Here is a 24,604-nt window from a genome sequence, read left to right on the forward strand (position 1 = left end):
GTGCTCATGAACCCCACAAGGCCCCTGTAATGACCGGGGCCTTGTTCTCAGATCGATGAGCCTACTTCAGGTCAAAAGACATACTTCATGCCTAAAGTGGCAGTGCGGGGTCGATTTGCACGGGCGCCATCTGGACTGCGACTAATAATAACCTGCTCATCCAACAGATTATCCACTTTCAGGTAACCGGTCAGGTCAGCCATGAAATCATAATGCGCAGCAGCATCTACAACCCAAAGTGACTCGGTATAATCAAATTGGTCGGTATCTCCCCGGTTGCATTGGGTATTAACACACATCTCGTCCTGATAGGCTGCAGTCAGGTTCAAACGCCAAGCAGCGCCGCTATCCAGACCCGCAGATATCGCAAAGACATTTTCTGGGAGGTATTCGAGGTTGTCGCCGGCAAGCAGGTCATTACCGTCACTATCTTCACTGATTTCTGCATCAGTAAAGGTATAGGTTGCCCGCACCGGTAGTATCCAACCGTTTGTGAGCACCCACTCACTTCCAAGCGTAGCTTCCAGCCCTTTGATTTCTGCTTCACCCAACTGGTAGGTACCACTCTCGGCACCATTGGGACATTTCACCGCCACCGAGCAGTTTTGCACAGCATTTTCATAGTCACTGTAGAAGGCAATCAATTCAGCATTCAGGCTTCCGTTATCGAAGCGAGCACCCCATTCATAGTTTGTGGATAACTCCGGCCCCTGGCCATCGGCTGCACCTGCGCCGGGAGGGGCGAAGCCACGGTGCACACCTGCCAGCAGGCTCCACTGTTCGCTTGCCTGGTAAACAAGTCCCAAGCCTGGCAGCCATTCATCCACCTGATTGGAGCGATAGCTGCCCTTCTCTGTACGCTCAGCGTCGTTATAACGCTGCTGCTCGGTCTCTATATCCTCGTAGCGAAGAACAGCAGTGAGAGTCAGCTTATCGTTCAGCTGGATATCGTCGTAGATAAAGAACGAAGTTGCATCCGCGTCTTCAACACGGTTATTGCTGCTTTCTTCAGCGGTATCGGGAATATCTGTGCTCAGATACACCAATTTGCCATCAACCTGCTCATAGTTTTCCACAGGCTGGAATCTATCCACTTCGTCTTGATGCTGGCGCACTCCAAAGGACAGCTCATGACTAACAGAAGCAGTATTAAAGCGCCAATCGGCACTTATCTGCAGGCCCTTAGCCTCGTACTCACGATTGTTGTGCTTAACACCGAAGGTGTAATCTTCAGTGCCATCCAAAACAGCTTGAGGGTCTAAAACTCCATCAACACTGCCGCCGGTATTAACAGCATCTATCAAGTCACCCTCGCTGACCTTAAACCAGTCGCGTTTAAACTTGTTGTAGTAAGCCTGGGTATGCAGGGTAAAACTGTCACTCAGTTCGATACTGTGGTTCAGCTGGATAGTGCTGTGGCGATTCTGCATTTCATCCAGGGCGCTGATACCGTATCGACGGTTCGGATCTTTCTTAAAGTCGGCATCCGTTAGGCCCAGATAACTCATGCCAGACTCCTCTTCGGAGTACTGAAGCTTGATATCCAACTGCTGGCGATAAGTTGCGTCTCTATCGGAACTGATACGACCCTTTAATAGATAGTCTTCTTTAGCAATATCTGCGCTGCCGGCACTATCGATTTCTCTGAATCCATCTGCATACTGCTGCTGTGTTTCCAACAGCCAGCCAGTATTTTCTGTACTGGCGCCATAATGAGCATGCATACGGCTCTCACCGAATTCTCCGGCCTCTAGTTGCACCATACCTTCACTGGCAGTGGGGATAGGTGTGCTCAGCATATTGACTGCACCACCCACGGTGAATGGGCCATATTGCAGAGATCCGGGGCCTTTCAACACCTCAATTGCATTCATACGGCCCGCACTGGGGAAATAATAAGCTTCTGGTGCAGAGTAAGGAGCCGGAGCCACTAACACTCCATCTTCCATCAAGGAAATTTTGGCGGAGCGTCCCCCTTGGGCACCGCGAATCCCGATATTCGGACGCAATCCGTAGCCATCTTCTTCAAGAATGTAGACCCCAGGAACTGAGCGCATCATGCGATTGATATCTACAAACTCGAACTCGGCTAACTCATCAGCATCAACCAAGTGTGCAGAGCCAGGCAATTTGGAAATAGATGAGGAGTCGCCGATTACTGTTATGCTCTCCAATTGTTGCTCGGCTAAGGTCGGCGCAGCAATAGTAGTGGCTATCGTAAAGGCCAGGGGTGTAAATGGAATGTGCTTCATGAACCCTCCAAGGATTATTAGTAACCTTGAGTCATTGTTTTTATAAATACGAATGATTGTATTTTAATATTCCCATTACACTTTATTTACATTCTTCTTTTTGTTGTTTAGCGTCACGAACTTCGCTGGTGTACCTGCAACTTTAAGGTTTTGCTTATAAGCAGATGTTTTCTAGGATCTACTCTTCGATCTGACTAGCATTGGGCTCACGTATCCGCTTCGGGTGTGCCCATGATTAGAAAGGCAAAACTCAAAGAGCTGGACAGGTTGGAGCAACTTTGGCTACATGCATCAGCGAACTCCCACCCCTCCATACCCCGCCAGTTTTGGGTGGACCGTATAGCTCAATTTCGTAAAGACTGCCGTAGTGCCACTCAATGCCTGGTTTATACCGATCGCAACAACGCTGTCGCGGAAGCCTTTATCACGCTTCTTAGTGACGGTACCGTCACCCACCTCTGTGTCAGTCCTTTATTTACCGGTTGTGGAATCGGCACTAACCTCATTTCTGCAATTCGTGACCGACGCTATCCACTAAAGGCTGAAGTACTTCGTGAAAATCTTCGCACTCGATACTTTCTACAAAAGCATGGTTTTGTGGAGGTGGAGCGCAGCTATCACGTGGAGTATGGCCAGCATTCAATCTCCATGCAGTGCCCCAGGGCATCTGCAAGATAAAATTTGCCGCACTATGCCCATTGAATAGACTTTCCCTTATAACTGAAGCTTATTGAATCACTTCTTTTTATTGTTTCTACGCGACTCTTGAACCGGGTAGCATGCCTCCCATCATAATTTTCCTGAGCGCTGAATTTTTATGGGACGCAACGCTTCCAGCCAAACTTTACAGCCTATTCCAGAACGCACCTTTCATCACGATGCGGATCTGGGGTCCATGAACCTTCGTTTCGCTGGCGCCAAGCCAAGCGAAATTATGCAGTTCACCATGGAACACGCTCAGAACCCGGTGGTTTTTACTAATTTCCGCCCATTGGCAATAGCCTTTCTTCACTTGGTTACCCGCGCCAAACCGGATATCCCGGTAATTTGGGTGGACCACGGCTATAACACCCCGGAAACCTATCGCCATATCGAAAACGTGGTCAAATCTCTCGATTTGAACCTGCGCACCTACTCACCGAAGATGTCCGCGGCCCACTACAACGCCGTTTACGGGGGAATCCCGCAGCTGGATACCCCTGAGCATGACTTCTTCTCCAGAACTGTTAAATTGGAGCCGTTTAACCGCGCTATGCAGGAATTGCAGCCGGATGTATGGCTAAACGGTATCCGCCACGACCAGAACTCGCACCGCAAAAACCTGGATATTTTCACCCAGGGCAACCACGGAACTATTCGAGTGGCACCGATGTTCCACCTGAAGGAAATCGATGTGGAAGAGTATGTTTACGAGAATGATCTTCCCGATAACGATATTTATTTTGATCCAACTAAAGGTGAGGAGCATCGGGAGTGCGGATTGCTGTTGGAAAAATAGAATGGACTACTCGGCGAGGACTAGCGTACTTCGCCTATCTCTTTAACAAGGCCCTCTATCCCAGCCGTTTATAAAGTAAATACTTTTTACGTATTTACCGAATAATAAAATCTATTACAAATAGGCGAGTCTCGACTCGCTGTATTTTTTTCAAAAAGGAGACTCTTCTATTTACTTCCGCGTAAATCCAGAAGAGTCCTTAAATTACTTATCATGCGATAGGCTAGGCGACTGCCCCTTTTGCAAGATGACCTCCTTTTTCCATATATATTTTCAGGTCCTTCAGCATTTGCTCAAATTGAGAGCCAGTCATCTTCTTCACCACAGGACTCAACACGCCTCCTAAAGCATTTAACTCCATATTTGCAGTGAAATTCACTGTTGTGCCTCCACCAACAGAGGGGCTTAATTTAAATTGAGATAAACTCTTTTTAACGGGGAATCCCGGTGGCGTATTTTTGCTTTCAACCGAGACATCCAGTTCATAGTTTTTCTCATCAAACCTTGTAATAGTTTCATCTGCGACAAGACCCGACGGTCCCTTGTTTGTCAGCACACAAACCCGGCCTTCTACACTCGCATTTTCAACAGGTTTTCCCTCCTTAGCGAAGGAGTGAGGGATTAACGTCATCCACTCGTAAGCTGTATCAAAATCAACGGCGAGGACTTTCCAGACCTCATCAATTGGGCGGTTAATTGCGATTTCTCGGTTTACTTGGGCTTCTTTCATCTCTGATCTCCTGGGTTTCTCTACGGGAGTGCTATTGACGGGAGACAGATTACCTGGACACTATATGCAACGGAATACAGCAAAATAGGACAGTGTGTTGCATAAAGAGTCCATAGATTGGGGAGATATCCAGTTCTTTATCGCGGTAGCCAGGAGTAAGAGCGCTCGCAGCGTTGCTGACGACTTTAAAGTCAGCCATTCCACAGTTTCTCGCCGTGTTGATGCCCTGGAGGAAAAGCTCCAGGCCAAGCTGTTTTATCGCAGCTCCAAAGGCTACCAGATGACGGAGGATGGCAAAGCGATGCTCGACTACGCCCAATCGGCAGAGCAGTATCTAAATGCCGCGCAGAAGCATTTACAGGGGGGGAGTAACCAGCTCTCCGGGGAAGTTCGCATCACTATGCCGGATGTAGTCGCATCGCACTTAATTATCCCCTACCTAAATGACTTCTCACGTACGTATCCAGAGATCAACGTACAGCTACTGGTTACTAGCCACGTTCTCGATTTGGAAAGTCACCAAGCCGACATAGCACTTCGTATTCTCCCCAAAGGCGACGTCGATGTTTCGGATCGACTTGTTGCTCGCAAGCTCGCCGACCTACCCAGTTGCTGTTACGGTTCTCCGGGGTATATCGAGAAATCTGTACCTGACGATGGCCACTGGCTCGGCTGGAGTGGCGATGACGCCACATTGAATTGGGCCAAAGACACGCCCTATCCACAGATGCCTTATCAGCACCAGATTAATCACGGTTTGATACAGCTAGAGGCAGTTAAGAGTGGACTGGGGCTGGCCAGGCTGCCCTGCTTTCTTGCAGATGGTGCTGAAGGAGTCGTTCGGGTCCCTGGGGCAGCCCCATCCAGCCTGCATGAACTGTGGCTAGTCTCCAACCCAGAGCACCGCAATGTCATGCGTTTTAAGGTTTTTAGGGAGTTTATCGTGAAGTTGTTTGGCCGCCTGAATGATAAGTTAATAGGCAAGGCTTAACTGTATCGACTGATATTTTTCTAAAAGCGATGGGGTGTATTGTGACTTTAGTGATGGCTCAATACTGATTTACACGCTTTTTGGCCATAATTTGTGCTGGCCACTCCCCAATGTTCTGGGAGCTAATTGTCAGAGTGGATACTTGGTAATGGGGTAATCGGTTCATCCACTCTCATCACCAAGCTTTATATTGTCGCAAAGTAAGCTCTATTACTGCCTACTTTGCGCCTTCCCTAACTTCTACTAGATAGTTACATCCTTGTAGTTGAATTCACCAACACCTCACCTTCCGCGTAGAGTTCACAACGGTCCCTTATCTGGTACTGCTTTCGCTGTTCCTCACAGGCTAGAAGAGCACTTCGGTTCGCCTCAGCTTGGGTGCTTCCGCCATCTTCGTTAAAACCTGCCACAAATGCGCCACGATAGTCCGCAGCCATTGCCAGGGCTTTGTTTCCAGAGTACTTCCTGTAAGTTGACATTAATTGACCCAAACCACTGATCTCAGGCTCGAACTTCAACCCCTCTTCCTTCTCCAACTCATCCAGCATCGACTGCAACTGTGCCCGCGAACCCTCCTCTGTAATTTGCATGAATAACGGTTGGGAGACTTTTACGAAGAGATCTTTATCTCGGTCTAGGTAAAGCTCCAGCACATACCACCAAGCGATTCCTGTTTCTCTCGGTGCACGTAAATACGCCTGCTCTAGTATTTCCGTATACTTCTGGCGGGGATACCCTAAAACTTGCATTGTGATCGCCAGTTCATGCCAGTACGCGGGTACTTCCCCACTGGCATTAACTAGTTGAACATATTTATCCCGGATACGTTTCATATTTCCAGGGTTGGGGAACCCCTCCTCCGTCAAGGCAGCCGATAGATCATTTTTTGCCTGGGCTTCAAGATACCAGGTTTCTTCGTGGTACTGCGCCGGAATAGAGTTCAAGACTTCCTCAGCTTGGGAATAATTTCCTTCGCCTGTCAGAGCAATGGCCAGTGCCGAATTTAACGATGGGCTAGAAGCCTGCTTTTCATCTGCATAGGCAATATATTTCTCTAGTACTTCGGAACCCTGCTCTGAAATTGCCATGAAGTAGGCCAGCTCTGCGACTGCGGTACTACTGTCCATCAGGTTAACGGAGGGGGATTTAACGATACCTTTATCAGAAAGCTCCCCCTCGTAATAATTGAAATGACTTCTCGACAGTTTCTTATACTGCTCATTGAGTTCTTCAAAAGTCATTCCCAGAGCTTCAGGTAGGCTCGCAATTGGATCACCGCCGGCGTTGTAAGCCTCCAAATATTCATTTAAGGCTTTATTTCTATCCGTGTCGAAAATCATCCAGTGAGCTAACATCCATCCACTGGCATAAAGTGCCTCGGTATCTCTTACATTCAGAGAGCCAGGTGTGGCTGAAAGGAGTTTATCGAGAGACAACTCTCTCGCTCGATTAAGGCTAATCGCTCGATCAACCGGTATTTTCCCAAAGCTGTACTTTGCATTTTCATCAAAATCTACAGTGGAAAATACCTCAGCAATACCTTCACTAAACCAGTAGGGGTAGAGGTGCTGGCTTCCACTGTAGGTCAAAAAATGCGCATATTCATGAAACAACGTCTGACGGGCCGGATTGTCAGGAAGGGCACGATTTCCGTTTAGGTTTAGTAATGCAAAACTCCCATAAGCAGTATTATGGAACTGTCCAATGACAGTTCTAGATGACTCACTACCACTAACTCCTTTAAAGCTGAGCCGGTCATCCAGAGCGTAAATGGTCAGCTTCTGTTGATCTGCTGAATACTTGATATATCGTTTCGCGAAAATCCGAAATCGTTCTAAGTCTATTGCCAGCTTTTCAACTTGCTTGGGGTTGTCATTGGTAACGATCCGAAAATGTTCGGTTTCGATTTCATACCATTCGGAATTCACTAATTTTTGTGTGCTTGTGCAACCGTATAAAGCTAGTGCAATCACACCACTAATAGCTATCAAACGACGAGTATCGCCGAGAATAGAAGAGATGAAGTTCCCCATAAGTCTTATGGTCCGTCTAATTTTATTTGTTCGTAGAAATAGATAAGTAGGAAGGACATCTATAATTTTTTACTTTCTAAAAATACAGCAAAAATATTGCTTGGCCAGAATTTACTAAAAATTTTACTGTTTACTTTAATTGTTTGTCAGTAATTTCAGGCTTTAACGGAAGGGTAGATACCCGATCGGCGTGACGTTTTTGATAGGGGAAAAAGATCGAATTTATCGCGAGTTACTTTAAGTGGAGTAAATCCCACAGTAATTCCCCTTTCGCGGAGTTACTGTAGGATTTTCGGAAAAATGACAATTAGACGTCGAGGTTTTCCACCGCCAATGCGTTGGTCTCGATAAAGTCACGGCGGGGCTCCACCTGATCGCCCATCAAGGTGGTAAAGATCTGATCTGCTGCGATAGCATCTTCAACGGTTACCTGCAGCATACGGCGGCTCTCTGGGTCCATGGTGGTTTCCCAAAGCTGCTCTGGGTTCATTTCTCCCAGTCCTTTATAGCGCTGAATACCGTAGCCTCTGCGACTCTCGCCCATCAGCCAGTCCATCACTTCAGGGAAGCTGCCAACAGGGTGCTGCTTCTCGCCGCGCTGGATAAAGGCACCCTCTTCCAATAGACCCACCATTTTCTCCCCCAGAGCGCAGATAGACGCGTACTCGGCAGAATCGAAGAACTCATGGTTAATCAGGTAGTCACTACCGACACCGTGGGCGACGATATGGATATGGGGCAGGAATAGGCCGCGCTCGGTGTTCTCCTGAACCGTCACTTCGTGACGACGGGTTCCACCACTTTCTTCGTCACCAAGTTTCTCCTGTAGCTTCTCACTCCAAGCTGCGACTTTCTCCTGGGACTGTAGGTCTTCCTGAGACAAGCTGGGCAGGTAGATCATGCTGCGCAGCACTTCCTCAGGGTACAGACGCGACAGACGGTCGATTGTCGCCAGTACGCTGCGGTACTCGCCTACCAGGCTTTCCAGGGAGGCACCAGAAAGCCCAGGGGCATCCGGGTTCACAAACAGCGTGGCGCCTTCCAGGGCGGCGTTGGTGAGGAACTGGGTTAGAGCGCCCTCATCCTTCAGGTACTGTTCCTGTTTGCCCTTGGAGATCTTATACAGCGGCGGCTGGGCGATGTAGATGTGACCCCGCTCGATCAGCTCCGGCATCTGACGGAAGAAGAAGGTGAGCAACAGGGTACGGATATGGGCTCCATCCACGTCAGCATCGGTCATGATGATGATGCTGTGGTAACGCAGTTTATCCGGGTTGAACTCACTCTTGCCGATACCACAGCCCAGTGCGGTAATCAGGGTACCCACTTCGGCACTGGAGAGCATTTTGTCGAAGCGCGCTTTTTCCACATTGAGGATCTTACCTTTCAACGGCAGGATCGCCTGGGTGCGGCGATCGCGGCCCTGCTTGGCAGAGCCACCAGCGGAGTCACCCTCCACCAGGTAAATTTCAGATAGTGCCGGGTCTTTTTGCTGGCAATCCGCCAGTTTTCCGGGCAGGCCGGCAATATCCAACGCACCCTTGCGGCGAGTCATTTCACGGGCCTTGCGGGCCGCCTCACGGGCTTTGGCCGCGTCGATCATCTTGGTGACGACAGATTTGGCTTCCTGTGGGTTCTCCATCAGGTAGTCTGTGAAGTGGTGGCCCATCTCCTGCTCTACTGCCGGCTTCACTTCGGATGAAACCAGCTTGTCTTTGGTCTGGGAGGAGAATTTCGGGTCCGGAACCTTCACAGAGATAATCGCGGTGAGACCTTCCCTGGCGTCATCGCCAGTGGTGTTCACCTTGTCTTTCTTGCCCAGGCCTTCCCGCTCGATATAGCTGTTCAGGCCACGGGTCAGGGCTGCACGAAAGCCCGCCAGGTGGGTACCGCCGTCGCGCTGGGGAATATTGTTGGTGTAGCAAAAGATGCTTTCCTGGAAGCTATCGTTCCACTGTAATGCCACCTCTACAGCAATGCCGTCTTCACGCTGGCTCTGGAAGTGTAGAACCTTGTTAATCGGGGTTTTGTTCTGGTTGAGGAACTCCACAAAGGCACTCAAACCACCTTCGTATTCATAGACCTCTTCCTTACCACTGCGCTCGTCCTTCAGGACGATACGCACACCGGAGTTCAGGAAGGACAGCTCGCGCAGGCGCTTGGCCAGCACGTCGAAATGGAATTCGATATTGCTGAAGGTACCCTCTGAGGGTTTGAAGTGCACCGTGGTGCCGGTGGTATCGCTGTCACCCACAACTTCCAAGGGTGCCTGGGGCACACCGTGGTGGTAGGTCTGCTCGTGGATCTTGCCACCGCGACGGATAGTCAGCTTCAGCTCCTTGGACAGAGCGTTTACCACCGATACCCCTACCCCGTGCAGACCGCCGGAGACCTTGTAGATGTTGTCATCAAATTTACCGCCCGCGTGAAGGACGGTCATAATCACTTCTGCTGCAGAAACCCCCTCTTCCGGGTGAATCTCTGTCGGGATACCACGGCCATTGTCCGATACGGAAATGGACTCATCCGGGTGGATGGTTACACGGATCTCATCACAGTGGCCGGCCAGCGCTTCATCGATGGAGTTGTCGACCACCTCAAATACCATGTGGTGCAGACCGGTGCCATCGTCGGTATCACCAATATACATTCCGGGGCGCTTGCGCACCGCATCCAGGCCTTTTAATACCTTGATACTGCTTGAGTCATAGCTTTGCTGCTCTGACATTTATTCGCTCCATTAAACTTATTGTGCGGCCGAAGCTTCGGCACTGATCTTCCCATGTTCCACGTGGAACACTTTCGGGCAATTCCAAGGGGCATCTAGTTGCCGCCAGGGGCGGCTTGTAGTGCCCTCCTCAATTCCGGTTACAAGCACCTGGCTGGCACAACGCCCAACCCAATGCGCAAAAATCTGTTGGTTACTGTCATCCAGCTCCGCCGGCAAGTCATCAACCAGGAATACTGGCATATCTCCCTGCCTACAGACTACCTCCGCCATTGCCGTGCGCATTGCACACACCAACATCTTCTGTTGGCCACGAGATAGGATATTGTGGGCCGACTCACTGGCTACGCTAAAACGAATATCCGCCCTATGGGGACCAATACGCGTATGCCCCTGTGAAACATCTGATTCCCGTGATTCAGACAGAGCGCTACGCAGGTCAATTTCTTTACGCCAACCGCGACGGTAACTCATATCGACACGGCTCAATAAGCTCTGTGGTAACTCATCGAGAAGTTGCGAAACAGTGGTCTGCAATTGAGAAAACTGAGCTAATCGCAGATCGTTTACACGCTCGCCACTAAGGGCCAACTGCTCTTCCCATACGCCGATGCTGGCCTCATCGATTTTACCACGACGCAGGAGAGCATTTCGCTGCCGCAGTGCGATTTGATAATTTTTCCACTCTTGGGCAAATAAATGTTCCACGTGGAACACTGTCCAATCCAGTAACCGACGCCGAACGCCGGGGCCACCATCAAGTGCAGAAAAACTTTCACTGTTTATCAGTTGAAGGGGCAGGCAACTAGCAAGCTGTGAGCTGGATTCCGCTGGAGCCTGGTTTACCCTGATTCTGCCCGAGCCATCTGCGAGGCGCTCTACCCCCAAGTTAAAACCTGTATCGAGCTGGGCAAAAACCGTAAGCCCACCAGTATCATGCTGAATAACCGACTTATGCAGGCGAGAGCGAAAGGAACGACCGGTTGCCAGCATATGTACCGCCTCTAACAGTGAAGTCTTGCCACTGCCATTCGCACCACAAAACACATTAACGCCAGGACCCAGCTTGAGATCCGCAGAGCAGATATTTCGAAAATTAGATAAGAGAAGACGGGTCAGCGCCACAGACACCTCCCCCAGAGTGAAGAGCGCGATGCACAGGCATCGGTTTGTTTATCGGCTACCCCACCGAGCGGGGAGGTAGCCTCAATCCATTCAAAAAAGAGCAATGGGTGGGCTGCCTTACAGGCGCATAGGCATAATCACGTACAGTGCATCACCTTCTTCAGGTTGCTGCAGCAGAGCACTGCTATTGGCATCCGCCAGACTGATACGGATCTGGTCACTGTGAATAGCACCAGTGACGTCCAGCAGATAGGAAACGTTAAAGCCAATCTCCATTGGCTCACCTACGTAATCCACCATCATCTGCTCTTCCGCCTCTTCCTGCTCCGGGTTGTTGGCAACAATTTGCAGCAGCCCCTCAGAAACCTGAAGACGCACCCCACGGTATTTCTCGTTGGAGAGAATCGCCGCTCGGGAGAAGGCCTGGCGCAATCCCTGGCGATCCGCATAAACCACATTGCCCGCGCCTCGCGGCAACACGCGCTCATAGTCAGGGAATTTGCCGTCTACCAATTTAGAGGTAAAAGTAAACTGGCCACTAACCACACGAATATGGTTGTTACCCAGCACCACCTGTGCCTGTGCATCGCTGTCCTCAAGCAAACGACCCAGCTCGAGTACGCCTTTGCGCGGCACAATAGCCTGGATAGGCGTGGAGACATCCAGGCCGGGGGCATCGCGATCGCAGAGTGCCAAGCGGTGGCCATCAGTAGCAACCGCACGCAGCTGCTGCGGGCGGCATTCAAGCAGTAAACCATTCAGGTAATAGCGCACATCCTGCTGAGCCATAGCAAAACTAGTGGCTTCTATCAGGCGGCGGATCTCGCGCTGGGAGATATCGAAACGGGTCTGTGCACTGGCCTCTTCCTGATTCGGGAAGTCCGCTGCGGGCAGAGTCGACAGCTGAAAACGGCTGCGGCCACTGCGCAGTATCAGGCGCTCACCATCGCGCTCAAACTTTAGTTCAGCACCATCGGGCAGAGAGCGACAGATATCCAGCAGCTTGCGTGCGGGAACGGTCACCTCACCTTCCATTTCTACACCGTCTACACCGAGACGGCCGACAATTTCCACTTCCAGGTCAGTACCGGTCAGGGAGAGTTCCTGGCCCTGTAACTGCATCAACACATTGGCCAGGACTGGCAGTGTTTGGCGTTTCTCAACAACACCGGCCACCAGTTGTAACGGCTTCAGAAGGGCGTCCCGGCTCACATTGAATTTCATCGGTAGTTTCGCCTTGTTTTGTCAGTTATTCGATTAAGTGGTCAGCGACCGTGTCAGCAATTTAACGTCCTCGCGAATATCCGCGTCGGACTCCTGCAGCTCACGTATTTTGCGGCAGGCATGCAGTACTGTTGTGTGGTCGCGACCACCGAAGGCATCGCCGATCTCCGGCAAGCTGTGATTGGTCAGCTCCTTGGCCAGGGACATAGCGACTTGGCGGGGGCGGGCCACCGAGCGACTGCGCCGCTTGGAGAGCAAATCCGCCACCTTAATTTTGTAGTATTCAGCGACAACCCGCTGGATATTATCCACACTGACCAGTCGATCCTGTAGGGCCAACAGGTCTTTTAGTGCTTCGCGCACAAGGACATCGTCAATAGCGCGACCGGTAAACTGCGAATTGGCAATTACGCGGCGCAGTGCACCCTCGAGCTCCCGCACATTGGAGCGAATACGCTGCGCAATAAAGAAAGCGGAGTCGTGGGGCAAGTCCACACCCACCTGCTCGGCCTTCTTCATCAAAATAGCGACTCGGGTCTCGAGCTCCGGAGGCTCTACAGCTACCGTTAATCCCCAGCCAAAGCGGGATTTCAAGCGCTCTTCCAAGCCGTCGATCTCTTTCGGATAGCGGTCACAGGTTAGGATAATCTGTTGACCACCTTCCAGCAGGGCATTAAAGGTATGGAAAAACTCCTCCTGAGAGCGCTCCTTACCGGCAAAGAACTGGATATCATCAATCAGAAGAGCGTCAACAGACCGGTAGTAGCGCTTAAAGTCGCTGATTGCATTCAGCTGTAGCGCTTTCACCATATCTGCAACAAAGCGCTCGGAGTGCAAATACACTACCTTAGCATTGGGGTTGCGCTCCAACAGCGCGTTGCCAACCGCGTGCATCAAGTGAGTTTTCCCCAGACCCACGCCCCCATATATAAAGAGGGGATTGTAGGCGCCGCCAGGATTGTCAGAAATCTGTTGTGCCGCAGCGAGGCCCAGCTGATTGGACTTACCTTCAACAAAGGATTTGAAAGTAAAGTTGCGGTTGAGTGAGCTGCCGTGCTTGATAGCCCCCTCCACCTCAACCTGCCTGGCCGGCTGCTCCGGTATGGAGCGAGCCATACCATTCATAGCCGGTGGTCGCAGATCTGTCAGGGCCAGTTCGCCTGTCGTCATCTGTTCGGCAGTCACCTCCTCAGCCATAGCGGGATGAGGCACCGGCCTGCTGGCACCAAACCCAGATCCCAGCGGTGAAGTCACCGGAGGTGGCGCAGTGGCAACAGGCGGCACAGATACCGGTGGCGGTGCCACTGCCGGCTGCACCGGAGGTGGTGGCGGAGCTGGCGCCGATGGCACGGGTGTCGGTACCGGTGTCGGAGGGGCATTATTTGTTACATCGCCGCGCTGGAAGCGAGCCGGCCGGCGAGCGGTAATCTCGAGCGCCACTTGCAGAGGGCGTCCTGGTGCGAACTGTTGCACCAACTCGCGAATGCGGTTCAGGAATTTATTGCCAACCCAGTCCAGCACAAAGCGGTTCGGTGCGATCAGGCGCAACTCGCCCTCCGCACTAACGGGATTGACGCGCAACGGTCTGATCCAGGTATTGAACTGCTGAGACGGCAGCTCGTCCTGTAAACAGCTCGCGCACTGCTTCCATACGGATTCAGTCAAGAAACCCCCCAAAAAACCCCAAAATGGTAAGACCAAGGAGAGACGGCAAGGCCGGATTAGGAATCACCCGGGGCCATCAAATAAGATCGGCGCAGTATACCTTTCCACCTTTAGGTTATCCACAAGAAAGACTGCATCTGTTGAAAAAACTGCGCAAAAAGATCCACACAATCAAGGATTTGCACAACAATTAGACAATTGAGGTGGGAACCCTCTGAAAGTTATCCACAGTAAGCTGTGGGTATCTTGGGGTCAATCAGTGGGCATTCAGAGATACCCCTGATGACTCAACGACTTGTTTAGTTGGCGTAAAAAATTACAGTGAACTCGCACACCAATAAAAAGAATTTCCCTGATTAGCGCGTTGCTTTCACTGCTGGGTTTCTATACAATCCGCGGCCTTCGCAGCGCGTAGCTCCGTCTGCACCGGCTTTGTGCCGGACCGGAGTCCAGGCCGCGGCCGGGAAAGGTCCCGAGAAATTTTGAACACAAAGTCTCAGGTAGCAAGACTATGAAACGCACATTTCAACCAAGCAACTTGAAGCGCAAGCGCACTCACGGTTTCCGCGCTCGCATGGCAACCAAAAACGGCCGTAAGATTCTGGCCCGCCGTCGCGCTAAAGGCCGCAAAGTACTGTCTGCATAAGATCTCTTCCCTTTTAGAGATATCTCTTTATGCAGCAGGTGCGCAGCAGCTTCGGATTTGCCAAGACGCTGCGCCTGCTCAATGCGGCGCAGTATCGCTTGGTATTCAATGAAAACCAGGTGCGCGCCGCACACCCTCATCTGTTGATCCTCGCCCGTCCCAACTCCTTGGAACACCCGCGTCTCGGCCTCGTTATTGCTAAAAAGCATGTACGCAACGCCTCCGACCGCAACCAAATCAAGCGTATAACCCGGGAAACCTTCCGTCTGCAGCAATACGATTTGCCGCCGCTGGATGCCGTGGTGCTCGCACGCCCTGGGATCGCAGATCTGGATAAGGCCGAGTTGGCGAAACTACTGAATAAACTCTGGCGTAAACTGGCCAAGCGGGCTCGACAGCCGCAACCCCGACCATGAAGTGGATACTGATCAAGCTGATCCATGTATACCGCTACCTGGCCAGCCCCTGGGTAGGCAACCAATGTCGCTTCTACCCCACCTGCTCCCGGTACTCTGAAGAGGCCATTGAAACTCATGGAGCGATAAAAGGGGGTTATTTAACTCTGCGCCGCCTTATAAAATGCCACCCCTGGCACCCTGGTGGATTGGACCCGGTTCCCCCCACCAGACACAAGAACACGCTCTAGGTAATAAGATGGATTGGCAACGCTATACGCTGCTCGGCGGAATTCTCGCGGTTCTCCTGGCACTTATCTTCCAGTGGAACGCATTTCAAGAGCAACACACTCCTGAACTCGACCGCGAAACCGTCGTGCAGACTGGCGGCGAGACTGTCAGCCAAATACCCGCCGAAACACCCGCAAGCACCGGCGACAGTGATGTTCCCCAACTTCGCTCCCAGGTGCCCGCATCCAATGAAGGCAGCAGTACTGAGAGCAAGCTGATCAGTGTCACCACCGACGTTTTTGATCTGCTCATCAATCCTCGTGGCGGCGATATCGTCAAAGTGGCGCTGCGCAAACAGCAAGAGAAGTTGGATACCCCGGACCAACCCCTGATCCTGTTGAACCAGACCCGCAACCATACTTATATTGCCCAGAGTGGTCTTATCGGTAAAAACGGGACCGACAGCGCCGCTGGCCGCCCGGTTTTCAAGGTGGCAAAAACCGAATATGCGATGGTTGAGGGCGATGATACCCTGATAGTAGACCTGACTCTGCAACAGGAAGGCGCCAATATCACCAAGCGCTTCACCTTCAAGCGTGGAGACTACCTGATCCAAGTGGCCTACCTGGTGGATAACACCAGTGACAAACCCTGGTCCGCGGCCATGTTTGGTCAGATTAAGCGCGATGCCAGTGAACCCGCAACCGACACCGGTTTCGGTATGTCGCCTTTCCTCGGCGCTGCCATCCGCACCAACGAAAAGAACTACTTCAAGCAGGACTTCGAGGAGATTGCTGAAAGCCCCACCCGCGAAACCATCGAAGGTGGCTGGGTAGCTATGGTTCAGCACTACTTTATCAGTGCCTGGATTCCCCCCCAGGACGAGCGCAATACTTTTGAATTGAAGGAGCTATCCAACGGCCTCTTCCGCATGGGCTTTACCGCACCTCAAGTGCAAATCCCCGCTGCCACCCAAGGCGAGCTGAGCGCTTTTTTCTACGCTGGCCCGAAAGATGTCTACCGTCTGGAAGAAATCTCCCCCGGCCTCGATCTGACCGTCGACTACGGCTGGCTCTGGTGGATCGCCAAACCGCTGTTCGGTGTCCTGCACTTTATCCAGGAGCATATTGTCAGCAACTGGGGCTGGGCGATCATCCTGCTCACCGTATTTATCAAGACGCTGCTTCTGCCACTGTCCGCCGCTGGCACCAAGTCCATGGCGCGTATGCGCAAGTTTGCGCCGCAGATGAAAAAGCTGCAGGAGCAGTACAAGGATAATCGGCAAAAGCTGGCGGAAGAGACCATGAAGCTCTACCGCCGCGAGAAGATCAATCCGATGGGTGGCTGCCTGCCGATCCTGCTGCAGATGCCGGTATTTATCGCGCTCTACTGGATGCTCACCGAAACCGTTGAGCTGCGTCACGCGCCCTGGATTTTCTGGATTCACGATCTGTCGGCGAAGGACCCCTACTTTATCCTGCCGGTATTGATGGGCCTGTCTATGTGGTTTATGCAAAAGCTGAACCCGGCGCCCACCGACCCAACCCAAGCCCGCATCATGCAGCTGATGCCGGTGATGATGACTGTGTTCTTCCTGTGGTTCCCAGCGGGTCTGGTTCTGTACTGGATCGCCAACAACCTGATTACCATTGCGCAAACCTGGTATATCAATAAACAGGTGGATGCCGGTAAGTACTAACCAGTACCGATCTGCAGCAACACAATAAACAAGGGCCGCAAATGCGGCCCTTTTCCGTTCTGTCGAGTAAACTCAGCCGATGACACAAGAAAGCCTCAATCGCGACACTATTGCCGCTGTTGCCACCGCGCCCGGGCGCGGCGGTATCGGCGTTATCCGACTGTCGGGCACAAGAGCCCTGCAAATTGCCCAACAAATCTGCGGGGAAAAATCCCTCCAGCCCCGCTCTGCCCACTACCGGAACTTTACCCACAAAGAGCAGTTAATCGATCAGGGATTGGCACTCTTTTTCCCTGGCCCCAACTCCTTTACCGGGGAGGATGTGGTGGAGCTCCAGGGACACGGCGGTCCGGTAATTCTCGATCAGCTACTTCAAGCCGCTATCGAATTGGGCGCTCGACAAGCCCGCCCCGGAGAATTTTCCGAGCGGGCTTTCCTCAACGACAAAATGGATTTAACTCAGGCCGAAGCGATCGCCGATTTAATCGACGCCGGCAGTGCCCAGGCAGCGCGAAATGCCATGCGTTCACTACAGGGCGCGTTTTCCGAGAAAATCGAAGACCTGGTGGAAAACCTCACCCACCTGCGTATCTACGTGGAGGCCGCCATTGATTTCCCCGAAGAGGAAATTGACTTCCTCGCCGATGGCAAAGTGGCAGCTGATATAGAAACCTTACTGGCACAAATGGTGGGTGTGGAAACCCAGGCGCGTCAGGGCGCGATAATGCGCGAGGGAATGCGAGTTGCTATCGCAGGCCGCCCTAATGCAGGGAAATCCAGCCTGCTCAACACACTGGCCGGACACGACGCCGCTATTGTCACCGATATCGCCGGTACCACTCGGGATATCCTGCGTGAACATATTCATATCGACGGTATGCCCCTCCAGTTTGCCGATACTGCGGGATTAAGAGATGCCCCGGATAGAGTCGAGCAAATTGGTATCGAACGCGCCTGGGAGGAAATCCACGGCGCAGATAGGGTACTACTTGTCATGGATGCAGAGCAGCTCCACTCCCTGGACCCCACACGAGTTTGGCCAGAATTTACCAGTCAGCTGAGAGATCTCAACAAACTGACATTAGTACTGAATAAGATTGACCTCACCGACTACAGCGCTGGACTTCAGGCACACACTGAAGGCGTGCCAGTGATTGCCATTAGTGCAAAAACAGGTGCCGGGCTCGATGCGTTAAAAGAGCATTTAAAACAGAGTATTGGTTTCAGCGGCGCTGGAGAGGGAACATTCAGTGCCAGGCGCCGACACCTGGACGCACTGGGCCGGGCACAAGCTTTTATACATCAGGGCCAGCGGCAACTTCACACTAGCGGTGCAGGCGAACTGCTCGCCGAAGACTTACGCCAAGCCCAGCAGGCTCTGGGAGAAATTACAGGCACCGTCAGTGCCGATGAATTACTCGGCAAGATCTTCGGCAGTTTTTGTATCGGTAAGTAAACGCTCCATCCCAACTTCCAAGTTATCCCAAGGGGGAGGCTACTTTATCCTCCCTCGCTTCTCTCCTTCCAGCTTCCCAACATATTTCTCACTTCTTTTACACAGGCTTAACCCCGACTTTCAGGGCGGGTAAATTAAATCCCCAATTTTTCCCGATCTTATTAAATAGATTCGCGAAAAAATCTGGCAAAAAACTCTGCAAAGTAAGATATGGCGCCGATCGAGTTATACATGTCCACGGGGATTTCCCGTGGATATCTTTTCACTTGCTTCAATCACTTATAAATCACATAGATACAGCAACAAAACTCACAGACTTATACAATATTCACTCTTACGCACAATTAACCCCCAAGTCTTATCACCCTCTACGCACAAGCTAAAACCTGAAATTGCCAGGTGTGAGTAAAAAAGGGGATAAACACCTGCGTAAGCAACGAATGCTATGATGATAACTTTCCCGCCAGCACGAGGCGCGCAAAGTTGTCCCGGCTTTCCACAATCGTCTACCGGGGTTGCCCCCCCTTCAGCCAAGGGGTTATTGCCCATGTTTTCATCAGTGTAACCCATTGATTTATAAGTATTTTTTTTGTTTATACATGATTTGCCGGGCACTAATAAAAACAACTAAATCAAAAACCTCTCTCTAAGAAATACATTTATTCATTTATATAAACTTAAGAGAGTCCAAAAAATGAATTTCTCTGAGGCTAGCTCAAGACAGTTTGCTTAGAGAAAAAGCCCGATAGGCATGGAACTGGATAGTCTCCGTTTTTACAGCTTTTCAAACCTCTACCAACTAGAGTGCAGGAATATGCTTGTAGCCAATTGCTGACTCATACCTACTGCCTATAAAATGTGCGCCCCCAGTTGTAACCAGTAGCAGCCACTATGGAATTCCCTAAGACCTATGATGTGATCGTGATCGGCGGAGGCCACGCAGGTACCGAAGCCTCACTGGCAGCGGCACGTATGGGAGCTTCCACTCTGCTGCTGACCCACAATATCGAGACCCTTGGACAAATGTCCTGCAACCCGGCGATCGGCGGTATCGGCAAGAGTCATCTCGTGAAGGAAGTCGATGCCCTCGGTGGCGCTATGGCAACGGCAACAGACCTGGGCGGAATTCAGTTCCGGGTCCTCAATGCCCGCAAAGGCCCTGCAGTAAGGGCAACTCGTGCCCAGGCCGATAGAGCCCTGTATCGCGCCGCTATCCGTTCAATCCTGGAAGCACAGGAAAACCTGGAGATCTTCCAACAAGCGGCGGATGACCTGATTGTCGAAGGTGAACGGGTTGTGGGCGTTGTCACCAATGCGGGGGTGCACTTTCGCGCCAAGACAGTGGTACTGACCGCAGGGACTTTCCTCGGTGGGCGTATACATATCGGCTTGGATAACCACGCCGGCGGCCGCGCTGGAGACCCGCCCTCGATTGCCCTTGCAGATCGTCTGCGCGAACTGCCTTTCCGCGTCGATCGCCTCAAAACTGGCACCCCTCCCCGTATTGATGCCCGCTCGGTAGATTTCAGCGAGCTGGAGGAACAGTGGGGAGATAGCCCCACACCGGTGATGTCCTATTTGGGCAGCCGCGATCAGCACCCGCGCCAGGTCTGCTGCTGGATTACCCACACCAATGCCCGCACCCATGAAATTATCCAGGGGGGGCTCGATCGCTCGCCCATGTATTCCGGCGTGATTGAAGGGATTGGCCCGCGCTACTGTCCCTCCATCGAAGACAAGGTGCACCGCTTTGCGGACAAAGATAGCCACCAGGTGTTTATCGAGCCGGAAGGGTTGACCACCAACGAGCTGTACCCCAATGGTATTTCCACCAGCCTGCCCTTCGATGTACAGATTGAGCTGGTGCACTCCATCAAAGGCTTTGAAAAGGCGCATATCACCCGCCCTGGCTATGCAATTGAGTACGATTTCTTCGACCCGCGCGACCTTTTGCCGTCCCTGCAAACCAAATTTATCCAGGGGCTCTACTTTGCCGGCCAGATCAATGGCACCACCGGCTACGAGGAAGCGGCTGCCCAGGGACTCCTGGCTGGCGCCAATGCCGCCCTACAGGCCCAGGAGCGCGAAGCCTGGGCCCCGCGTCGGGATGAAGCCTACCTGGGCGTGCTTGTGGATGATTTGATCACCAGCGGCACTAAAGAGCCCTACCGCATGTTTACCAGCCGCGCGGAATATCGCTTGCTGCTCCGTGAGGACAATGCTGACCTGCGCCTGACCGAAAAAGGTCGCGAATTGGGCCTGGTCGACGATACCCGCTGGGCAGCGTTCAGTGAAAAGCGCGAGGAGATCGCTCGGGAGACCCAGCGACTACAAGATACCTGGGTGCACCCAAAGACGCCCCAGGCCGCCTCTGTAGAAACCAAATTGCCGCAGCCATTGGCGCGGGAATATAGCCTGATGGACCTGTTGCGCCGTCCGGAACTGGGCTATCAGGATGTGGCGGGCCTCAAAGGGGAAGCGGTAACCGACGAGCAGGTTGCCGAACAGGTGGAAATTTCGGCCAAGTACGCCGGTTATATCGATCGCCAGCGCGAGGAAATTGAGCGTTTGCAGGCCTACGAAGATACCCCGATCCCGGCGGACTTCGACTACAGCGATATTTCTGGTCTGTCCAATGAGGTCAAGCAAAAACTGGGAGAGACCCGCCCGGATACCCTGGCGCGGGCCTCGCGAATACCGGGCGTGACGCCCGCATCCATATCCCTGCTGTTGATCCAGTTGAAAAAGCGCGGGCTGCTGAAGCGCAAAAAAGCGGTATAAATCGGTTTTCCACAGGGTATCCCGCGAGGCCCTGCGGGGTTTGAATTTCGCGGGACTACTGGGGGATAGACCCATTTCTCACTCAATGGAACAGTTTCGTCCGCGCCTGTTAGAGGCGGCGGCACAGATGTCGGTGCTACTCAGTGACCGGCAGCAGGATCAGCTACTGGAATACCTGGCGCTTTTCGCCCGCTGGAACAGTGCCTACAACCTGTCCGCCATACGCGACCCGGAGCAGATGCTGGAGCGCCATATTATCGACAGCCTCAGTGTGGTAAATCTCTGTGGCGAAGGCTCTTTAATCGATGTGGGTAGCGGTGGCGGCCTGCCAGGGATTCCCCTGGCAATTGTGCATCCGGAGCGCGCCATCACCCTGCTCGACAGCAATGGCAAGAAGACCCGCTTCCTGTTCCAAGTCGCCAGCACCCTGCCCCTGCCCAATATCACGGTAGTCAATGAGCGGGTAGAAGCCTTTGTGCCAGAACTGTCTTTTGCCGGTGTGGTGTCCCGCGCCTTTGCCTCCATCGAAGATATGGTCAATGGCAGTGAGCACATGTTGGCACCCAGGGGTCGTTTTTATGCCATGAAGGGCAAGCTGCCTGAGGATGAGTTGAGCGCTCTGCCAAAAGGCATTAAGGTCGAGCAGGTGCACCGGTTGTCGGTGCCCGGCTGCGACGGTGAGCGACATATGATTCAGCTCTGTCGCACAGAGTAAGATGATAGTTTGGCGGGTTTGTCGCCCGCCCAATCCTGCTCCCCTATCGTGGGGCACAACAGCCGCCGCCCGAAGCCGAGCCGGCGTCGGGGCAAACGCACCCAGAAACAACAAAGGACAAGAATCTTGAGCAAGATATTTGCTGTGGCCAACCAGAAAGGCGGGGTTGGCAAGACCACTACCTGCGTCAACCTGGCCGCATCTTTGGTTGCCAACAAGCGGCGCGTATTGCTGATCGACCTGGACCCCCAGGGCAATGCCACCATGGGCAGTGGTGTGGATAAAAGTGACCTGGAGGTGTCCGGTTACGATGTGCTGGCCGCTGAATTACCCGTTGAGCAGGCCATTGTATCCACAGAGAGCGGTTTTGATTTGATCCCGGGCAACGGTGACCTGTCTGCGGCAGAGGTAGAGTTGCTGAATCTGGAGGGGCGCGAATCCCGCCTGCGCCGCGCCCTGGCTGCGGTGAGTAATCGTTACGACTACGTGATTATCGACTGTCCGCCATCGTTGAATATGCTGACGGTAAACGCCCTCTGTGCAGCTCACGGCGTATTGATTCCCATGCAGTGTGAATACTATGCCCTGGAGGGGTTGTCAGCACTGGTGGACACCATCACCCAGATCCAGCAGGCCGCCAATCCGGACCTGAAAATCGAGGGTATCTTGCGCACCATGTACGATCCGCGCAACAGCCTTACCAGCGAAGTGTCGGCGCAGTTGCAGGAGTTTTTCGGCGATCGTCTGTATCGAACCTGTATTCCGCGCAATGTCCGTTTGGCAGAGGCTCCCAGCTTCGGCAAGCCGGCGCTGGATTACGACCGACACTCGAAAGGGGCTATTGCCTACTTGGCACTGGCTTGCGAAATCAATCGCCGCCATCCCGCCAATCAATCTTCCAATAAGAAAAGCCGCCCTGTGGCGGAAGCCGTATAAGGGGTAATTACTATGGCCGCCAAACGCAAAGGACTGGGCCGGGGTTTATCCCACCTGATCAGCAATAAAAACAGCACCGCGATCGCCGAGGCTACCGGTGAAGCTGCAACCGAAACCGCCGTGGTCGATGGTGAGCTGAAGGAGTTGCCGATAGAGTTTTTGCAGCGCGGCCGCTACCAGCCACGCCGGGATTTTCCACAGGAATCCTTGCAGGAGCTGGCGGACTCAATACGCGCCCAGGGCATTATGCAGCCGATCGTCGTGCGCGGTATCGGTGAGCAGAGCTATGAAATCATCGCCGGTGAACGGCGCTGGCGCGCGGCCCAATTGGCGGGACTGGAGAAAGTGCCGGCACTGGTGCGCAGCGTTTCCGATGAAGCTGCCATCGCTATGGCGCTGATTGAAAATATCCAGCGTGAAGATCTGAATCCGGTAGAGGAAGCTGTAGCCCTCAAGCGTTTACAGGATGAGTTCAAGCTGACCCAGCAGGAAGTGGCCGATGCGGTGGGCAAATCCCGTACCGCAGTAACCAACCTTTTGCGACTGTTGAGTCTCAGTGAAGAGGTACGGACTTTCCTGGAGCGTGGCGATCTGGAGTTGGGGCACGCCAAAGCCCTGCTCGGTCTATCCGGTGCCACCCAGCGCTCTGCTGCGCGCCAAGTGGTCGAGCGCAGCCTTACCGTGCGCCAGACAGAGGCGCTGGTGCGCCGTTTACAACAGCCGGCTGCCCCCGCACCGGAAAAACCGAAGCCCGACCCCAATATCCGTCGCCTGACTGAGCGCCTGGCAGAAAAAGTCGGAGTGCCCGTATCTATCGATCACAACGATAAAGGCAATGGCCGCCTGGTACTCAAATACACCACTCTGGAAGAGCTGGATGGAATCCTGGCCCACCTGGGTTACGCCGAGGACTGAGGCCACAGGGAAATGCGCGTCCTAGTGGCGCGCGCAATAACTGTTGGCAAATACTCACTGCGGCGAGTAATTCCGTGCAAAACCTCCTGAAAATCAAATAAGTTGACGACATTTGCCGGTTGAATCGGCGATGCTGTTGCCGCATAATTCGCACGCCCAAATTTTGGGCGGACAGCGCAAAAAAAGTCGGCTTATCCCGTCTATGACAAAACCCCCGGTATTACGAATAGCCGCGGTACAGCTTCTGCTGATATCGGTGGCCAGTGCGGCACTGCACTTGAGCGGTAAACCGGTGACTGCGCTCTCCGTATTTATCGGCGGTGCCCTGTGTGCACTGCCCGGAGCATATTTTGGCAGGCGCGCCTTTCGCGATAGCGGTGCGCGCGCGGCCCATCGCGTGGTAGGCAATTTCTACCGCGCGGAAACCGGCAAATTTATATTGACCATGGCAGGTTTTGCAGCGGTGTTTGCCACCGTCAAGCCACTGAATGCCGCGGCGCTTTTTATCAGCTACGTCCTCTGTGTAATCGTGCAGTGGATTTTGGTAGCGCGCATGGTCCGCTAGCCGGTGGATAAGAAAAAAG

Annotated in this window: 20 protein-coding genes; 13 read left to right on the forward strand and 7 right to left on the reverse strand. The window is 52.8% G+C overall.

The features are described from left to right. Positions 1 to 71: 71 nt before the first annotated feature. Positions 72 to 2,252, reverse strand: coding sequence for a TonB-dependent receptor family protein (locus tag ACJJI5_RS01395; protein ID WP_445355338.1), 2,181 nt, complete (start codon positions 2,250 to 2,252; stop codon positions 72 to 74). 231 nt (positions 2,253 to 2,483) lie between these two features. Here ACJJI5_RS01395 and ACJJI5_RS01400 point away from each other — a divergent pair, with 231 nt between their 5' ends. Both ACJJI5_RS01400 and ACJJI5_RS01405 read left to right on the forward strand, forming a co-directional pair. Then, positions 2,484 to 2,930: a GNAT family N-acetyltransferase gene (locus ACJJI5_RS01400; protein WP_445355339.1), complete on the forward strand. Its 447-nt coding sequence runs from the start codon at positions 2,484 to 2,486 to the stop codon at positions 2,928 to 2,930. Between the two features lie 139 nt (positions 2,931 to 3,069). Next, on the forward strand, positions 3,070 to 3,750 hold the full coding sequence (locus ACJJI5_RS01405) for a phosphoadenosine phosphosulfate reductase domain-containing protein (RefSeq protein WP_282930558.1): 681 nt from the start codon (positions 3,070 to 3,072) through the stop codon (positions 3,748 to 3,750). Positions 3,751 to 3,973: 223 nt separating this feature from the next. On the opposite strand, the gene ACJJI5_RS01410 is transcribed toward ACJJI5_RS01405, so the two are convergent. Continuing rightward, on the reverse strand, positions 3,974 to 4,480 hold the full coding sequence (locus ACJJI5_RS01410) for an SRPBCC family protein (protein ID WP_445355340.1): 507 nt from the start codon (positions 4,478 to 4,480) through the stop codon (positions 3,974 to 3,976). Between the two features lie 97 nt (positions 4,481 to 4,577). Between ACJJI5_RS01410 and ACJJI5_RS01415 the strand changes: the two genes are divergently transcribed. Continuing rightward, positions 4,578 to 5,471 (forward strand): LysR family transcriptional regulator, encoded by an 894-nt coding sequence (locus ACJJI5_RS01415; protein ID WP_445355341.1) that lies wholly within the window; start codon positions 4,578 to 4,580, stop codon positions 5,469 to 5,471. Positions 5,472 to 5,722: 251 nt separating this feature from the next. On the opposite strand, the gene ACJJI5_RS01420 is transcribed toward ACJJI5_RS01415, so the two are convergent. The 5 genes from ACJJI5_RS01420 to dnaA all read right to left on the reverse strand — a co-directional run bounded on the left by ACJJI5_RS01420 (position 5,723) and on the right by dnaA (position 14,246). Next, positions 5,723 to 7,504, reverse strand: coding sequence for a hypothetical protein (locus ACJJI5_RS01420; protein WP_445355342.1), 1,782 nt, complete (start codon positions 7,502 to 7,504; stop codon positions 5,723 to 5,725). A gap of 307 nt (positions 7,505 to 7,811) precedes the next feature. Then, positions 7,812 to 10,232 carry a DNA topoisomerase (ATP-hydrolyzing) subunit B gene (gene gyrB, locus ACJJI5_RS01425; RefSeq protein ID WP_445355343.1) on the reverse strand — a complete coding sequence of 807 codons (2,421 nt, stop codon included), beginning with the start codon at positions 10,230 to 10,232 and terminating at the stop codon, positions 7,812 to 7,814. An 18-nt stretch (positions 10,233 to 10,250) separates the two neighbouring features. Continuing rightward, positions 10,251 to 11,357: a DNA replication/repair protein RecF gene (recF, locus tag ACJJI5_RS01430; RefSeq protein ID WP_445355344.1), complete on the reverse strand. Its 1,107-nt coding sequence runs from the start codon at positions 11,355 to 11,357 to the stop codon at positions 10,251 to 10,253. A 117-nt stretch (positions 11,358 to 11,474) separates the two neighbouring features. Then, complete coding sequence (gene dnaN / locus ACJJI5_RS01435; protein ID WP_444895604.1) at positions 11,475 to 12,581, reverse strand: DNA polymerase III subunit beta; 1,107 nt, start codon at positions 12,579 to 12,581, stop codon at positions 11,475 to 11,477. Between the two features lie 33 nt (positions 12,582 to 12,614). Next, positions 12,615 to 14,246 carry a chromosomal replication initiator protein DnaA gene (gene dnaA / locus ACJJI5_RS01440; protein WP_445355345.1) on the reverse strand — a complete coding sequence of 544 codons (1,632 nt, stop codon included), beginning with the start codon at positions 14,244 to 14,246 and terminating at the stop codon, positions 12,615 to 12,617. Positions 14,247 to 14,757: 511 nt separating this feature from the next. On the opposite strand from dnaA, the gene rpmH reads away from it, so the two are divergent. The 10 genes from rpmH (at position 14,758) to ACJJI5_RS01490 (ending at position 24,585) form a co-directional block, all read left to right on the forward strand. After that, the gene (gene rpmH / locus ACJJI5_RS01445; RefSeq protein ID WP_020413885.1) at positions 14,758 to 14,892 is read left to right on the forward strand and encodes a 50S ribosomal protein L34; all 135 of its coding nucleotides are present in this window, start codon (positions 14,758 to 14,760) and stop codon (positions 14,890 to 14,892) included. A gap of 29 nt (positions 14,893 to 14,921) precedes the next feature. After that, on the forward strand, positions 14,922 to 15,308 hold the full coding sequence (rnpA, locus tag ACJJI5_RS01450; RefSeq protein ID WP_445355346.1) for a ribonuclease P protein component: 387 nt from the start codon (positions 14,922 to 14,924) through the stop codon (positions 15,306 to 15,308). Next, complete coding sequence (yidD, locus tag ACJJI5_RS01455; protein ID WP_108735100.1) at positions 15,305 to 15,538, forward strand: membrane protein insertion efficiency factor YidD; 234 nt, start codon at positions 15,305 to 15,307, stop codon at positions 15,536 to 15,538. Before rnpA ends, yidD begins: the two co-directional genes overlap by 4 nt. Before the next feature lie 8 nt (positions 15,539 to 15,546). After that, complete coding sequence (gene yidC / locus ACJJI5_RS01460; RefSeq protein ID WP_445355347.1) at positions 15,547 to 17,217, forward strand: membrane protein insertase YidC; 1,671 nt, start codon at positions 15,547 to 15,549, stop codon at positions 17,215 to 17,217. 79 nt (positions 17,218 to 17,296) lie between these two features. Further along, complete coding sequence (mnmE, locus tag ACJJI5_RS01465) at positions 17,297 to 18,673, forward strand: tRNA uridine-5-carboxymethylaminomethyl(34) synthesis GTPase MnmE (protein ID WP_445355348.1); 1,377 nt, start codon at positions 17,297 to 17,299, stop codon at positions 18,671 to 18,673. 891 nt (positions 18,674 to 19,564) lie between these two features. Continuing rightward, a complete protein-coding gene (gene mnmG / locus ACJJI5_RS01470) occupies positions 19,565 to 21,454 on the forward strand; it encodes a tRNA uridine-5-carboxymethylaminomethyl(34) synthesis enzyme MnmG (RefSeq protein ID WP_445355349.1) in 1,890 nt (629 codons plus the stop codon). Between the two features lie 85 nt (positions 21,455 to 21,539). After that, the gene (gene rsmG / locus ACJJI5_RS01475; RefSeq protein WP_445355350.1) at positions 21,540 to 22,169 is read left to right on the forward strand and encodes a 16S rRNA (guanine(527)-N(7))-methyltransferase RsmG; all 630 of its coding nucleotides are present in this window, start codon (positions 21,540 to 21,542) and stop codon (positions 22,167 to 22,169) included. A 126-nt stretch (positions 22,170 to 22,295) separates the two neighbouring features. Next, positions 22,296 to 23,105: a ParA family protein gene (locus tag ACJJI5_RS01480; RefSeq protein ID WP_020413891.1), complete on the forward strand. Its 810-nt coding sequence runs from the start codon at positions 22,296 to 22,298 to the stop codon at positions 23,103 to 23,105. 12 nt (positions 23,106 to 23,117) lie between these two features. Continuing rightward, entirely contained in the window at positions 23,118 to 24,020 is a 903-nt protein-coding gene (locus tag ACJJI5_RS01485) for a ParB/RepB/Spo0J family partition protein (protein ID WP_445355351.1), read from the forward strand. A gap of 202 nt (positions 24,021 to 24,222) precedes the next feature. Next, entirely contained in the window at positions 24,223 to 24,585 is a 363-nt protein-coding gene (locus ACJJI5_RS01490; RefSeq protein ID WP_282930569.1) for an ATP synthase subunit I, read from the forward strand. Positions 24,586 to 24,604 lie beyond the last annotated feature (19 nt).

Source organism: Microbulbifer maximicatervae (SeqCode), from assembly GCF_052467955.1.

Bases quoted from the DNA above. Each gene is read 5' to 3' on its own strand.
- mnmG (WP_445355349.1), top strand. From the start codon at position 19,565: ATGGAATTCCCTAAGACCTATGATGTGATCGTGATCGGCGGAGGCCAC.
- rsmG (WP_445355350.1), top strand. From the start codon at position 21,540: ATGGAACAGTTTCGTCCGCGCCTGTTAGAGGCGGCGGCACAGATGTCG.
- ACJJI5_RS01405 (WP_282930558.1), top strand. From the start codon at position 3,070: ATGGGACGCAACGCTTCCAGCCAAACTTTACAGCCTATTCCAGAACGC.
- ACJJI5_RS01395 (WP_445355338.1), bottom strand. From the start codon at position 2,252: ATGAAGCACATTCCATTTACACCCCTGGCCTTTACGATAGCCACTACT.
- dnaN (WP_444895604.1), bottom strand. From the start codon at position 12,581: ATGAAATTCAATGTGAGCCGGGACGCCCTTCTGAAGCCGTTACAACTG.
- ACJJI5_RS01420 (WP_445355342.1), bottom strand. From the start codon at position 7,504: ATGGGGAACTTCATCTCTTCTATTCTCGGCGATACTCGTCGTTTGATA.
- mnmE (WP_445355348.1), top strand. From the start codon at position 17,297: ATGACACAAGAAAGCCTCAATCGCGACACTATTGCCGCTGTTGCCACC.
- yidC (WP_445355347.1), top strand. From the start codon at position 15,547: ATGGATTGGCAACGCTATACGCTGCTCGGCGGAATTCTCGCGGTTCTC.
- rnpA (WP_445355346.1), top strand. From the start codon at position 14,922: ATGCAGCAGGTGCGCAGCAGCTTCGGATTTGCCAAGACGCTGCGCCTG.
- rpmH (WP_020413885.1), top strand. From the start codon at position 14,758: ATGAAACGCACATTTCAACCAAGCAACTTGAAGCGCAAGCGCACTCAC.
- ACJJI5_RS01410 (WP_445355340.1), bottom strand. From the start codon at position 4,480: ATGAAAGAAGCCCAAGTAAACCGAGAAATCGCAATTAACCGCCCAATT.
- ACJJI5_RS01400 (WP_445355339.1), top strand. From the start codon at position 2,484: ATGATTAGAAAGGCAAAACTCAAAGAGCTGGACAGGTTGGAGCAACTT.
- gyrB (WP_445355343.1), bottom strand. From the start codon at position 10,232: ATGTCAGAGCAGCAAAGCTATGACTCAAGCAGTATCAAGGTATTAAAA.
- ACJJI5_RS01485 (WP_445355351.1), top strand. From the start codon at position 23,118: ATGGCCGCCAAACGCAAAGGACTGGGCCGGGGTTTATCCCACCTGATC.
- ACJJI5_RS01490 (WP_282930569.1), top strand. From the start codon at position 24,223: ATGACAAAACCCCCGGTATTACGAATAGCCGCGGTACAGCTTCTGCTG.
- yidD (WP_108735100.1), top strand. From the start codon at position 15,305: ATGAAGTGGATACTGATCAAGCTGATCCATGTATACCGCTACCTGGCC.